This is a genomic window from Verrucosispora sp. TAA-831, assembly GCF_050780145.1.
Lineage (GTDB): Bacteria > Actinomycetota > Actinomycetes > Mycobacteriales > Micromonosporaceae > Micromonospora.
The window spans coordinates 789393-801984 of record NZ_CP192240.1 but is presented as its reverse complement, the minus strand read 5'-3'; the positions used below and the strand labels follow the sequence as shown (position 1 = coordinate 801984).

At 72.2% G+C, this 12592-nt stretch carries 13 protein-coding genes; 6 read left to right on the top strand and 7 right to left on the bottom strand.

Translation table 11 applies throughout. The annotated features are described in order from the left end of the window. Window positions 1-41: 41 nt before the first annotated feature. Complete coding sequence (rsmI, locus tag ACQVFL_RS03775) at window positions 42-911, bottom strand: 16S rRNA (cytidine(1402)-2'-O)-methyltransferase (protein ID WP_431728693.1); 870 nt, start codon at window positions 909-911, stop codon at window positions 42-44. A gap of 66 nt (window positions 912-977) precedes the next feature. Between rsmI and ACQVFL_RS03770 the strand changes: the two genes are divergently transcribed. Next, on the top strand, window positions 978-2657 hold the full coding sequence (locus ACQVFL_RS03770) for a dolichyl-phosphate-mannose--protein mannosyltransferase (RefSeq protein ID WP_431728692.1): 1680 nt from the start codon (window positions 978-980) through the stop codon (window positions 2655-2657). Window positions 2658-2983: 326 nt separating this feature from the next. On the opposite strand, the gene ACQVFL_RS03765 is transcribed toward ACQVFL_RS03770, so the two are convergent. After that, window positions 2984-3274 (bottom strand): hypothetical protein, encoded by a 291-nt coding sequence (locus ACQVFL_RS03765; protein ID WP_396692405.1) that lies wholly within the window; start codon window positions 3272-3274, stop codon window positions 2984-2986. Between the two features lie 260 nt (window positions 3275-3534). Here ACQVFL_RS03765 and ACQVFL_RS03760 point away from each other — a divergent pair, with 260 nt between their 5' ends. The 4 genes from ACQVFL_RS03760 (at window position 3535) to ACQVFL_RS03745 (ending at window position 7768) form a co-directional block, all read left to right on the top strand. Further along, a complete protein-coding gene (locus ACQVFL_RS03760; protein ID WP_396692403.1) occupies window positions 3535-4188 on the top strand; it encodes a 4'-phosphopantetheinyl transferase in 654 nt (217 codons plus the stop codon). A 174-nt stretch (window positions 4189-4362) separates the two neighbouring features. After that, on the top strand, window positions 4363-5556 hold the full coding sequence (locus tag ACQVFL_RS03755; RefSeq protein ID WP_396692402.1) for a hypothetical protein: 1194 nt from the start codon (window positions 4363-4365) through the stop codon (window positions 5554-5556). A 110-nt stretch (window positions 5557-5666) separates the two neighbouring features. Then, complete coding sequence (locus ACQVFL_RS03750; protein WP_396692400.1) at window positions 5667-6971, top strand: VWA domain-containing protein; 1305 nt, start codon at window positions 5667-5669, stop codon at window positions 6969-6971. Then, entirely contained in the window at window positions 6971-7768 is a 798-nt protein-coding gene (locus ACQVFL_RS03745) for a peptidase (RefSeq protein ID WP_431728691.1), read from the top strand. Before ACQVFL_RS03750 ends, ACQVFL_RS03745 begins: the two co-directional genes overlap by 1 nt. Window positions 7769-7832: 64 nt before the next feature. On the opposite strand, the gene ACQVFL_RS03740 is transcribed toward ACQVFL_RS03745, so the two are convergent. The 3 genes from ACQVFL_RS03740 to ACQVFL_RS03730 form a co-directional block, all read right to left on the bottom strand. After that, entirely contained in the window at window positions 7833-8510 is a 678-nt protein-coding gene (locus ACQVFL_RS03740; protein ID WP_431728690.1) for a hypothetical protein, read from the bottom strand. Window positions 8511-8671: 161 nt separating this feature from the next. Beyond that, a complete protein-coding gene (locus ACQVFL_RS03735) occupies window positions 8672-10111 on the bottom strand; it encodes a family 43 glycosylhydrolase (protein ID WP_431728689.1) in 1440 nt (479 codons plus the stop codon). Window positions 10112-10310: 199 nt separating this feature from the next. Then, on the bottom strand, window positions 10311-10760 hold the full coding sequence (locus tag ACQVFL_RS03730) for an SgcJ/EcaC family oxidoreductase (protein WP_431728688.1): 450 nt from the start codon (window positions 10758-10760) through the stop codon (window positions 10311-10313). A gap of 306 nt (window positions 10761-11066) precedes the next feature. Between ACQVFL_RS03730 and ACQVFL_RS03725 the strand changes: the two genes are divergently transcribed. After that, window positions 11067-11273, top strand: coding sequence for a hypothetical protein (locus ACQVFL_RS03725; protein WP_396692391.1), 207 nt, complete (start codon window positions 11067-11069; stop codon window positions 11271-11273). 312 nt (window positions 11274-11585) lie between these two features. Here the strand turns inward: ACQVFL_RS03725 and ACQVFL_RS03720 are convergent, their stop codons facing one another. Both ACQVFL_RS03720 and ACQVFL_RS03715 read right to left on the bottom strand, forming a co-directional pair. Further along, the gene (locus ACQVFL_RS03720; protein WP_396692389.1) at window positions 11586-12020 is read right to left on the bottom strand and encodes a VOC family protein; all 435 of its coding nucleotides are present in this window, start codon (window positions 12018-12020) and stop codon (window positions 11586-11588) included. A 25-nt stretch (window positions 12021-12045) separates the two neighbouring features. Beyond that, window positions 12046-12525 carry a hypothetical protein gene (locus ACQVFL_RS03715; protein WP_396692387.1) on the bottom strand — a complete coding sequence of 160 codons (480 nt, stop codon included), beginning with the start codon at window positions 12523-12525 and terminating at the stop codon, window positions 12046-12048. Between the last annotated feature and the right edge of the window lie 67 nt (window positions 12526-12592).

Sequence of the window (12592 nt, the reverse complement as noted above, 5' to 3'; positions counted from 1 at the left end):
GGACCCCTCCTATGCACGAGGCGTTAGTAAGGTGCCCTTCCTTACACCTGGTGCACGACGGCGTAGACGTCCCGACGACGCAGCCCGAAGGCGCTCGCCACCTCGGTGATCGCGTCGCGGCGGCTCTGGCCGGTGGCCTCCCGCTCGGCGACCGCGGCGCGCAGGGCGTCGTCGTCCGGCCGGATCGGCGGCGCGGCCGGCGCCCCGGCCACCACGAGAGTGATCTCGCCGCGCGGATCGCCGCCGGCGGCCCATCGGGCGAGTTCACCGAGCGGGCGGCGGAGCACCTCCTCGTACGTCTTGGTCAGCTCCCGGCAGAGCGCGGCGGGTCGGTCAGCGCCGAACGCGTCGGCCAGGTCGGTCAGCGCGGCGGTGATCCGGTGCGGGGACTCGAACAGCACCAGGGTCCGCTCCTCCGTCGCCAGCGCCCGCAGTCGGGCCCGGCGGGCACCGGGCGTACGCGGCAGGAAGCCCTCGAAGCAGAACCGGTCGCAGGGCAGCCCGGACAGCGCCAGGGCGGTGGTGACGGCGCTCGGTCCGGGGGCGGCGGTGACCGGGATCCCGGCGTCCAGGGCGGCGCGGACCAGTCGGTAGCCGGGGTCGGAGACGCTGGGCATGCCGCCGTCGGTGACCAGCGCGACGAGGTATCCGGCGGTGAGCACGTCGACCAGTTCGGGGGTACGCCGCTCCTCGTTGCCCTCGAAGTAGGAGACGACCCGGCCGGGGATGCTCACGTCCAGGTCGCGGGCCAGTCGGCTCAGCCGTCGGGTGTCCTCGGCGGCGACCACGTCGGCGGTGCCGAGCACGTCTCGCAGTCGGGTGGAGGCGTCGGCGGGGTTGCCGAGCGGCGCGCCGAGGAGGACCAGGCGACCAGTTTCGGACATTTCACCCACGAGTAGGCACTCCTTCATCGACGGGCGTACCGGATTCGGAGACGATGTACGCCAGCGGCCCCCTCCGCAGCCTACGATCGCCGGGTGACGAGTGCGTCGACAGCACAGAGCGCGAACGCGGACCAGCCGGTACCTGAGCGGCCGGCCGCCGGGACCGGCGGCCCGGGCAGTGGTGGCGTGCCGGCGGCGATCCGCCGCCGACTGGCCACCGTCGAGGCCCGCGTGGACCGTCGATCATGGTGGGCCACCGCCGTGGTGGTGGCGATCGCGGCGGTGTTGCGCTTCGCCAACCTCAGCCATCCGCCCGGCAAGATCTTCGACGAGGTCTACTACGCCCGGGACGCCTGGGGGCTGATCGACAAGGGCGTCGAGTGGAACTACAAGGACGGCGGACCGTCGTACGTGGTCCACCCGCCGCTGGGCAAGTGGTTGATCGGCCTCGGCGAGTGGGCCTTCGGCTATGCCGACGCCGAACACGGCATCTCGGTGCCCGGCGCGCTGACGACCACCTCGCCGGAGTTCGGCTGGCGCTTCTCGGCGGCCCTGTTCGGCACGCTCTCGGTGCTGCTGCTGATCCGCATCGGCCGTCGGATGTTCCACTCCACGGTGCTCGGTTGCGCCGCCGGTCTGCTGCTCGCGCTGGACGGCTTCCACCTGGTGCTGTCCCGGACCGCGCTGCTCGACCTCTTCCTGCTCTTCTTCGTGCTGGCCGCCTTCGGCGCACTGGTGCTGGACCGGGACGCGCAACGTCGACGCTGGGCCCGAGCCCTGGAGGCAGGGCTGGACCCGACCGCCCGGGGTCGCGCCGGCCGCCCGCCCGGCGGCTGGCGGAACTGGCCCTGGTGGCGGCTCGCCGCCGGGGTGCTGCTCGGCTGCGCCTTCGCGGTCAAGTGGAGCGCGCTGTTCTTCGTGCCCGCGTTCGCGCTGCTGATGTTCCTCTGGGACGTCGGCGTCCGCCGCTCGGCGGGCGTGCCCCGCCCGTGGCGGGCAGCCATGCTCGACGGGGTGCCGTGGATGGCACTCGCCGGTCTGTTGCTGGCGGTCACCTACGTGGCGTCCTGGTCGGGTTGGCTGCGCAGCCAGGAGGGCTACTACCGGGTCGCCGAGCGCTACCCCGACGCCGGTCTCAGTGACACGCCGGTGATCGGGGCGTTGTGGAACCTGATCCAGTACCACCAGGCCGCGCTGGGCTTCCACGGCCAACTCGACGACCCGCACAAGTACCAGTCGTGGCCCTGGCAGTGGCTGCTGCTGGGCCGCCCGGTCGCCTTCCACTGGACCAGCGACAGCCCCTGCGGCGCGGCGAGCTGCGCCGAGGAGATCCTCCTGCTCGGCACCCCGCTGCTCTGGTGGTCGTTCCTGCCCGCGCTGGTGGCGCTGGTCTGGCTCGGCCTGGCCCGCCGGGACTGGCGGGCCGGTGCGATCCTGCTCAGCGTGGCCGCCGGTCTGCTGCCGTGGTTCTGGATCGCCCTGGACGGGCGGACGATGTTCTCCTTCTACACCGCGCCCGCGCTGCCGTTCCTCGTGCTGGCGGTGGTCTACGTGCTCGGGGCGATAGCGTCGCCCGCCGGGCTGAGCGGCACCCGACCGGTCGTCGACGACGAGGCCACCCGGGACCGCCGCCTGGTGGGCGGGGTGATCGCGGGGGCGTACATGGTGCTCGTCGTGCTCTGCTTCGCGTACTTCTATCCGATCTTCGTCGGGCAGTCGCTGCCGTACGCGGAGTGGTCGGCACGGATGTGGTTGGACGGTCGCTGGATCTGACCGGGACGGCGAAGGGCCCGCACGCCGTGGCGTGCGGGCCCTGTCACGTCGGTCCGGACAATCAGTCCGGACAAAAGGACGCGCCCCGATCGCCTGCCACGGGGGAAGCGGGCGATTGGGGCGCGCATCTGAAGCTTAACCACCCATGACCAGCGGCACAACGGGGCGGCTCGGGTCAGATTTCCGACCGGGGCCTGTCGCGGCGACGTTTCGCGGTGAACGACACCCCCCGGGCGCCGACGGACGAGCGGTCCGCCGAACCGGAAATCAGCTCACATTCTGCCTGGCCGGTGGCGTGCCTGGTCCGGGCGGCACGTTGGCCGGGATCACGTCGGCGGCGGACTCGCCGCGTCCCTCGGGCGACGGGGCAACCAGCCGAGAAACCGATCCTGCAACGAGGTCGGCCCGGGTGCGTGCAGGTCCTCGACGGCGGCGGCCAGGCACGCGCCCAGGTAGACGCTGAGCATCGGCCGGTCCATGCCGTACTCGGTCAGCAACCGGGCACGTTTCGGCTCGCAGGGCCAGTCCGCGCCGCAGGTGCCACAGGTCCAGTCGGGCGTCACCGGCGCGTGCTCGGCCACCGGCTGCGCCGGCACCACACCGCCGGGCTCGGTCACCGCACTCCCCGAGCGATCCGCCACACCTGTCATCGCGCTCCCTCCGCCTCCACACAGGACCGCGGGTGGGCACCCGCCGCCGCGCCACAAGCACCGTGCGCCCCAACAGCGCCCGGGATCGGGGCGGCGTTACGTCATTGCGGTACGTTGACCAACCATGACCGCCGCGACCCACCGTACGCGCCACCTCGACGCAGAGCACTCACCGCCGATCGACGGTACCGGGGCGGGCCGCCGAACGCACCACCCGGTGACCGGGCGTGCGTGACCTGTTGCCGGCCCAGGTGGCGGTGGCGGTGGCCCGGGCGCAGGACTGGTCCGGGCAACTCCTCGCCGAGGAGGCGGCCGGTCTCGGGGAACGCGCGGTGGAGAGCCGGCGACGGGACTTCACCGCGGGTCGGGTCTGCGCCCGACGGGCCATGGCGGAGCTGGGCCTGCCACCGGTCGCGGTGCCCGCCGCCGAGGACCGCGCGCCGGTCTGGCCGGCGGGCACGGTCGGCAGCATCACCCACACCCGGGGCTACTGCGCGGCGGCGGTCGCCCGGCGCAGCGAGGTGCGCGGTGTGGGCATGGACGCCGAACAGCACCGGGAACTGAACGCGGGCGTACGACGCCTGATCTGCCTGCCCGAGGAGGAGGACCGGTACGCCCGGCTGCCCTCCGGCGTCTCCTGGCCGACCGTGGCGTTCAGCGCCAAGGAGACGGTCTACAAGCTGTGGCACCCGATCGTCGGCACCTGGCTGGACTTCCACGACGCGGTGGTGGAGATCGACCCGGACGCCGGGACCTTCACCGCACGGATCGCACCGGCGCGGATCGACGCCGCTCCGGTCGACCGGCCGCCCACCCGGGTGACCGGCCGGTTCGCGGTCGACACGGAGCTGGTCCGCACCGCGGCCGTCCTCCTGCCCTGAAGTTCCCGCCGCGCCCGCCGTCACCGATCCGCGCCCGAGCGTGACCGCCCCTGACCGGGCCGTTACGGCCCCCGGCCCTCCTCCGCTCGGACCCCTACCGGTGGCCGCTCGGTGTTGCCCGCCCGAGGTAGCGTCAGGCGGTTCCTGTTCGACGTCAGGTGCCCGAGGAGTACGGTGAGCGACCCCCAGCCCCCATCCGGGCCGCAGGACCCCTACCAGCCGCCGCAGCCGCCCAGCGATCCGTGGGCGCCCCTGCCCCCGGTCGGCGCGCAGCCCGACGGCACGTGGCCCGCCCCGCCCGACGAGTCCGACAGTGCCTGGGCCGCCCCGCAGCCGCCGCCCCAGCCGCCGGTGTCCGGTGCGCCCCACCCGCCGGTCTCGGGCGCCCCCCAGCCGCCCGTCTCCGGTGCGCCTCAGCCGCCGGTCTCCGGCTCCCCGCACTACCCGGCCTCCGGTGCGCCGCCCCAGCCGCCCGCCGCCGCCTCGCCGTACGCACCGCACCAGGCCGCGAGTGGCGGATACCCGCAGCACGACCCGTACCAGGCCGGTGCCGGTTACCCGCAGCAGCCCGCCGGCGCGTACCCGCAGCACGACCCCTATCAGGCGGCCGGCGCCTACCAGCAGCCCGGACCGTACGCGTCCGGCGGCTACCAGCAGGGTGGCTATCCGCCCGGCGGCACCGGCTACCCACCGGCTGCGCCCGGGTACCCGTTGGGGGCGCCGCAGCCCAGCGGCGGCTCCGGCAACAAGACCGCGCTGATCGTGGTGGCCGTGGTCGCCGCGCTGGCGCTGCTCTGCTGCGGCGGAGGCGTCATCGCGCTGCTCAACGGCACGGGTGACGACCGGGACACCGGCGCGCGGCCCATACCGTCGGCCACCTCGTCGGCACCGGACCCGTCGCCGAGCGCCGCGCCGACCGAGGCCGCGCCACCGCCGCCACCGCCGCCCACCAACTCGCCGCCCAGCGGCGAGACGTACAACCTGCGCATCGGCACCACCCTGGTGGTGAACGACAACGACGGCACCGTCGAGGTCACCGTGACCCGGGTGCGGACGGTGAACGAGGGCTGCCGGTCGTTCGCGCCCGAACCGCGCAAGGGCCGTTACCTGATCGCCGACGTGACCGCCTCGGTGACCAAGGGCACGGCTTCCATCAACCCGATCTACTTCGAGTGGGTGGCGGCGGACGGGACCACGGTCAACGGCCTGGCCGGGATCCTGGCCGGCTGCGGCGAGTCCATCGGTTCCGGCAACAACCTGCCGGCCGGCACGAAGCGGACCGGCACCGTCGTCTTCGACGTCGCCGACACCAACGGCGTGGTGGAGTACAAGCCGTTGTTCCGGTCCGCCGGTTCCTGGCGGCCGTAGCGCACGTAAGGTCGTCCAACCGGCGGTACGTCGGGCGAGCCGCGCGAGATCGTCGGTTCGCCCGACGACCGGAGTGACCATCCTGAGTGGACATCGCTACACTCCGCCCGGTGATCAACAAGAGATGGTCGTCAGCCGCCCTGTTGGGGCTGCTGGCGGCGACCACGCTGGCCGGCCCCGCGTCGGCCCGGGCCGACGACGACCAGGCAGAACCCGTCGCCGAGCCGCCTCGCGTCCAGTTGGTGCTGGACGTGAGCGGCTCGATGCGGGCCACCGACATCGACGGACGCAGCCGCATCTCGGTGGCGCAACAGGCGTTCGGCGAGGTGGTGGACGCCCTACCCGACGAGACCCAGCTCGGCATCCGGGTGCTGGGCGCCACCTACAAGGGCCAGGACAAACAGCAGGGCTGCCGGGACACCCAGCAGATCGTGCCGGTCGGCCCGGTGGACCGCGCGAAGGCCAAGGCAGCGGTGGCGACCCTGCGCCCGACCGGTTTCACCCCGGTCGGGCTCGCCCTGCGGGAGGCCGCGAAGGACCTCGGCACCGGCACCACCGCCCGGCGGATCGTGCTGATCACCGACGGCGAGGACACCTGTGCCCCGCCGGACCCCTGCCAGGTGGCCCGGGAACTGGCCGCCCAGGGCACCACGCTGGTGGTGGACACGCTCGGCCTGGCACCCGACGAGAAGGTCCGCAAACAGTTGCTCTGCATCGCCGCCGCCACGGGTGGCACGTACACGGCGGCGAACAGCGCCGACGACCTCACCGACCGGCTCAAGCAGCTCGTCGACCGGGCCCGTGACACGTACGCGACCACGCCGGCCAAGGTCGACGGGACCGACGTCTGCGACGGTGCGCCACTGCTCTCCCCCGGCGTCTACACCGACCGGGAGACCTTCTCCGAGCACCGCTGGTACCGGGTACCGGTCCGGGCGGGACAGGAACTACGCGCCTCGGTCAGCATCGCGCTGGACCGGCCGATCAACCCCGACCACGGCGTACTGCTGCGGGCCACCGCGACCGACGGCCGGGAGCTGGTCCGGGGCGTGGACGCCGGCAGCGGACGCACCGACGTCGTCTCGGCCGGCCTGCGCTGGTCGGCCACCGAGGACGGCGACGACGAGCGCGACGAGGACGCCAGCCCCAGCCCGACGGCGAGCGCCACCCCGGCCGTGACCACCGTCTGTCTGGTGGTCAGCAACATGTTCTCGCCCCGGTCCGGCACCGCGAAGGACCCCGGTATGCCGGTCGAGCTGACCGTCGACGTGGTCGCCGCCTCCCCCGCCCCGGACGGGCCGGACCTGGGTCGCGGCTGGGTGCTGCTGCTCCTGCTGACCCTGGCCGGTCTGCTCACCGGACTCGTCACCGGCCTGCTCACCCGCTGGTGGGTCGCCACCTGGAGGGAGAACTGATGCGTACCCGATCGGCAACCGTGGCCGCGCTGCTGGCCGCCGGCATCGCCCTGGCTCCGGGCGCGGCGCTGGCCGCACCCACCCCCTCGCCCGGTGCCGCCACCGTGACCAAGGCGGGCACCACCTTCCTCAGCGCCACCCCGATCGCGGCGGGTCAACCGGTGCGGGTGGGCGCCTCCACCGGCGAGTACCTGTACTGGTCGTTCCCGGCGACGGCGGGCGAGACCCACGAGATCACCGCCACGGTCTCCCTCGCCGAGCAGCGCACCGGCACGTCGACGTGGACCGTCGAGGTCTTCGACGGGCTGCGCCGCCGCCAGGCATGTACGGCCGGCGCGCAGACCCCGACCGCCGACTCCTCGGTGCGTACCGTGGCGCTCGGCTGCACCCTGCGGCGCGTGCGGCCCTGGGCGGAGCCGTGGTCCGCTGACCCGCTGCCCGGCACGTACTACGTGCGCCTGTCGGTGGTCGACGTGCCCGAGCCCGATCTGGGCCGCCCGATCGACGTGGACCTGCTGATCTCCGCCAGCGGGGACGCCGGCAGCGCCCCGGAGGACGGCCGGCTGGAAGCCCCGCTGGTGGCACCGACCAACGCCGGTGCCGTGCTGGCCACGGAGCCGACGGTCGCACCGGTCGACGAGGACGACGACGGCTGGAACATCGACCTCACCGGGTGGCTCCCGGAGGCCGGCTCCCGCTGGATCTGGACCACCGCCGGTGGTGTCCTCGCCGCAGTGGCCGGTGTGGTCGGTTTCGCCCTGACCCGCCGCCCGTCCGCCCGGCGGGTCCGCGCGTGACCCCACCCGTCCGGTGACCCCCGCCGGCAGGTCGCGCCCGGGCGTGACCTGCCGGCGGTTCCGATCAGCAGGCCTGGGGCGCACCGGAGTAGTGGACACCGGCACGGCCGATCACCGTCAGGTCGGTCAACGCGGTGTTCGCAGATCGCCGGATGTAGCAGGAGTACCGATGCTGGTTGATCACTTCTAGGTGGATGTGCGCGCCGGAGTCGCCGTTGACCTGGTAGCAACTTGAGTAACGGAACCGTCCTGTCTCACCGAGCTTGGTCCACGGCCCGACCGTCGCGCCGACCACGATGCCGGCCGGCTTGTTGGCGACGTGCATGACGTCGGCACGGGCGATGACCGCGCCGATCCGGTCGTCCCGGGCCTCCAGCCCGATGCGGTACCCGCCGTCGGCCAGGTTGCCGGTCGCGCACCCGGGCCGCACGGTGACCACGCGCACCGAGATCGGGTGGCCAGCGGCGCTCGTCGTGCCGAACGGCGAGACCACCGTCGCACCGGGGTTGCGGTAGATGTCGACCGACCAGTCGTTGAGGTATCCCCAGTTCGAGAAGACGCGGTGGTGGCTCGCCGGCCCGGAAAGCCCGAAGCGGTCCCAGGTGGACGCACCCTGGATCGGCGGATAGACGTTGACCGCGTCGGCCACGGCGTGCGCCTGACCGGCGCTGGCCGGGACGAGTGTCGCGCCGACGACGAGCAGGCCGACGACGGCCTGACGGACCATGCTGCTGATCTTCACTGCGCCTCCTGATCCGGGCGGCCGGGTTCACCCGGCTGCCGCTGCGCCCACGCACTCGTGGCGCGCCGGCGTCCACAACGGAGACGATCAATATAGAGCAGCGTCGTCACGTGGGCCATGGTCGCCGTTCAGCGGCCGTCGAGGTTCGGCCCTGACAGTGCCTAGTCCAGGGCGAAGGTGGCCGACGCGCGCCCGGGGGCGTCCGACACGGCTTCCAGGTGGAGCAGCCCCTCGCGGTGCCGGACGTACTGACCGGGGAAGTTCACCGACTCCAGCGACACCTTGGCCGCGTCGGCGAGCCCGGCCCGCCGGGTGAAGGTGGCGTCCTGCCGGAACAGTGCGGAGCCGTCGTCACGCTCCACCCAGAGCTGGTGGTTGCGGTGCCGCAGGTAGTAGCCGGGATAGTTGGTCGACTCCAACGAGACGGCCGAGGAGTTGGCGAGGCCGGGGACGATCCGGAACTGCGAGTCGGCCAGGGCGGTCACGTTCGGCTCCAGCCGCGCCCGGAACTCCCAGTGCCGGATGTAGCGGTCCGGCAGGTCGTGCGCGCGCAGCCGCACCGGGCTGAGGCCGTCCGGCACCGGTACGCCGAAGTTCGGCGTACCGTCGGCGTTCCAGTAGACCCGCTGGATTCGGGTACGCCGGTTCGGGTCGGTCAGCGGGTCGTAGCCGTTGCCGAGGTACCGCTCGTAGTTGCGGGAGTGGTAGACGATCACGTCGCTGCCGTCCTCGGCGACGGTGAACGAGTTGTGCCCCGGACCCCACTGGCCCGTCCGGGCGTCGCTGGCCAGCACCGGCGTGGACCGCTTGCTCCACGAGGCCGGGTTGAGCAGGTCACTGGTGGCCGAGGCGGTGAGCAGCCCGACCGCGTAGTTGGCGTCGGTGGCGCTGGCCGAGTACGTCATGAACACCCGCCCGTTGCGGATCAGCACCGCCGGCCCCTCGTTCACCCGGTACCCCCGGGTCTCCCAGGCGTGCGTGGGAGTGGCGATCAGGGCCGGGGTGCCCGCGTACGTCCACGGGTTGACCGCGCGGGCCAGATAGATGTTCGAGTTGCTGCCAGCGTACTCGGCCCAGACCAGATAGCGCACTCCGTTGTGGACGAAGGTGGTGGCGTCGAGCGAGAAGCCACTGCGGGCCGGTTGGAGTTGGCCACGTTCCACCCACGGCCCGTCCAGCGGGTTGGCCGCACTGCTCTCCAGCACGTACGGCCGGATGGCCCAGATGTCGTCGGTCCGTCCGGCGGCGAAGTAGACGTACCACCTGCCGTCGATGAAGTGGATCTCGGGAGCCCAGATGTGCGCGCCCATCTCGCCGCTGGCGTGCCTGCGCCAGATCACCCGCTCGGTGGCGGTGGCCAGCCCCTGGAGCGTGGTAGCGCGGCGCAGCACGATCCGGTCGTACTCGGGGACCGTGGCGGTGAGGTAGTAGTACCCGTCGGTGTGCCGGTAGACGTGCGGGTCGGCACGCTGCTCGGCCAGTGGGTTGGTGAAGGTGACCGCAGCGGCCTGCGCCGGCACCGCCCCCACCACCGCGGCGCCTGCCGCCAACACCACGACCGCCGCCGTCGCCACCACCCGACGAACACCACGTCGCACCATAGCCCCGCCCTTCCGCCACGACAGGAACACCCGCACCGCATGGATAGCGTCAACAACCACCCACCCCACCCCACACCGCGCGGTGATCAAGAAGTTTGCGCCCACTACGGCGTCCCGGAGCGACCAAATCTCTTGATCAACACAGCGGCGGGGTGGGGTGGGTGGGGGGCGGGGGGGGGTGGGGGGTGGGGGGTGGGTGTCAGCGGGGGTCGGAGACGGGGCGGTGGTGCGATGTCGAGGGCACCTCGTCGTCGGGCGCTGCGGTGTTCTGGCATGCCGCCAGGAGCCACCGCCCGCCTTCCTTCGACATGATCCACAGAGGAGACCCGACATCGGGGCCCTCCGGCGACCGATAGACCTGACGTACCTTGACGGCAGCGACATCGGGCCGGACGAACAGCACGTGCTCCAGCTCGAAGGTCACGGTCAGGCCCTGCATCCCACCGGGCAGCACCTGGCGGGTGAACGCCGAGATCGTATCGAGGCCGAAGAGGCGGGTGCCCGCGGCCGTGGTGTAGATCGCATCGGCGCGGAACAGGCCCAGAAACTCGTCCGGAGACTCGGTGTTCTGGGCGTGCTCGACCGTGGCGATCACCTGCTTGATCGCTTCGATCTCGACCTCAGGGTTCGACTGATCGACGTCACTCATGTCGACCACGCTAGGAGTTGAACCTCCCTTGAGGTCAACGTGGGAGAACCGGCTTCTCGCGCCGAGCGCACAGCCGGAGTCCCGGCGGACGACCCTAGGGGGTCCGGTCTTGCCTACTCGCGGCAGATATCCGGGCGCTCGGACAATGTCGTGGTTGGATCACCCTGGTGAGGGCTCTGGCGTGGCTGGATGGTTTACCCGGTCCCGACTCGGGTCGGCCTGCCCGCTACCGTCTGCGTATCGCGGCGGCCACGCTTGCAAACCCGCAGCGAACAGCCCAGTCCTGAACAGCACGAGGAGACACCGATGGCCGACGCCACCAGCGACGCCGACCCCACCGCTGACGCCGAAGCGGAAACCGAGGGGCAGCCGCAGCCCTTCGAGAACCGGGCGGCACGCCGGTCCAAGGGCAAGGCCACCGCCAAACACACCGGGAGCGCCGCGAGCCGCGCCCACGGCCGCTCCGGCACGGTGCAGAGTCCTCGCCAGTACGGCAACCGTCGAAGCGGCTGACTTCGGACCTCCTGGTAACGCGCGACTCGCGACAAGTCCCTGCCTCGGGTCAACGTCCCGCCGGCCCACTCGCTCCTGACCTTGGCACGGCGAGCATCACCGACCGCACGACGTACGCTCCTCGGATGCGCGTGTCGCTTGGCGGCCGGTAAGCGTCCATCATGTCGGCGGGTCAGGCGGTCATCAGGACGTTCAGGCGGTCGTACGAGGGCTCCGTGCCGGCCATTCGGATCCGGCGGTTGGCGCGGGTCGGGGTGGGCTGGCGCTGTGCCGGGTAATGATCTCCAGGGTGTGCCCGGTGTGGGCGGCTCCTCAGTCGAGACAGAACTCGTTGCCCTCGACGTCCTGCATCACCAGGCAGGACTCGTTGAAGCCGTCGGCTTCCAGCAGCCGTACGCGGACCCCGCCGAGCGCGACCAGCCGCGCGCCCTCGGCTTCGAGCACGGCCACGCGCTCCGCGCCGACCAGCCCGGTGCCGGCCCGTACGTCGAGGTGCAGCCGGTTCTTGACCACCTTGCCCTCGGGTACGCGTTGGAAGAACAGCCTCGGGCCCGCGCCGGTCGGGTCGACGCAGGCGAACGCCGAGCCCTGCCGCTCGGGCGGCAACGCGCGATCGAACTCCGCCCAGTCGGCGAAGCCCTCCGGTGGCGGCGGCACCACGTATCCCAACACCTCGCACCAGAAACGGGCGACGCGCTCGGGTTCTGCGCAGTCGAAGGTCACCTGGACCTGCTTCACGGTCGCCATCGACCCACCATACGGCGACCGTTCCTCAGTCCGGGGGTCCGCCCCGCAACAGGCGCGCGATCCGCTCGTACTCGGCGGCCATCTCGGGGGTGGCCAGGAAGTCGTCGAGGTCGGCGGAGACCTGGTGGTCGACCTCCTCGACGGAGCGGAGCGCCAGCTCGTAGAGCTCGTCGCGCTGCCCGGTCTCCAGGTACGTCGTCCAGTGTTCGAGCGCGACGAGGGCGATGAGCAGGTCCGGGTCCATGTCGCCGTCGGTGAGGGCGCCCTCCTCGATCCGGGTGATCAGCGCACGTGACGTGGCGGCGTCGGCCGTCCCGACGGTCTCCCGGGCGAGCGCGAACGCCGCCGCGGCGTCCTCGTCCAGTTCCCCGTCGGCGGCGACGTCGACCAGCCCCTCGTCGCGTACGAGGCGGGCCACCGTCTCGGCGCCGAACACCCGGAGTTCGTCCTCCCCTGCCGTGTCCACGAGCCGACGGATCGCTGTTTCGAGCTGGTCGTATCGCACCACCGCAGTCTAGGGAACACGTGAAACTTGACCCTGTCACAGTGTCAAGGTCTTCACTGGTGGTCGG

Excerpts from the sequence above, each read along its gene's own strand:
- ACQVFL_RS03720 (WP_396692389.1), bottom strand. The coding sequence starts at position 12,020 with ATGGCGACCGTGAAGCAGGTCCAGGTGACCTTCGACTGCGCAGAACCC.
- rsmI (WP_431728693.1), bottom strand. The coding sequence starts at position 911 with ATGAAGGAGTGCCTACTCGTGGGTGAAATGTCCGAAACTGGTCGCCTG.
- ACQVFL_RS03725 (WP_396692391.1), top strand. The coding sequence starts at position 11,067 with ATGGCCGACGCCACCAGCGACGCCGACCCCACCGCTGACGCCGAAGCG.
- ACQVFL_RS03730 (WP_431728688.1), bottom strand. The coding sequence starts at position 10,760 with ATGAGTGACGTCGATCAGTCGAACCCTGAGGTCGAGATCGAAGCGATC.
- ACQVFL_RS03735 (WP_431728689.1), bottom strand. The coding sequence starts at position 10,111 with ATGGTGCGACGTGGTGTTCGTCGGGTGGTGGCGACGGCGGCGGTCGTG.
- ACQVFL_RS03745 (WP_431728691.1), top strand. The coding sequence starts at position 6,971 with ATGCGTACCCGATCGGCAACCGTGGCCGCGCTGCTGGCCGCCGGCATC.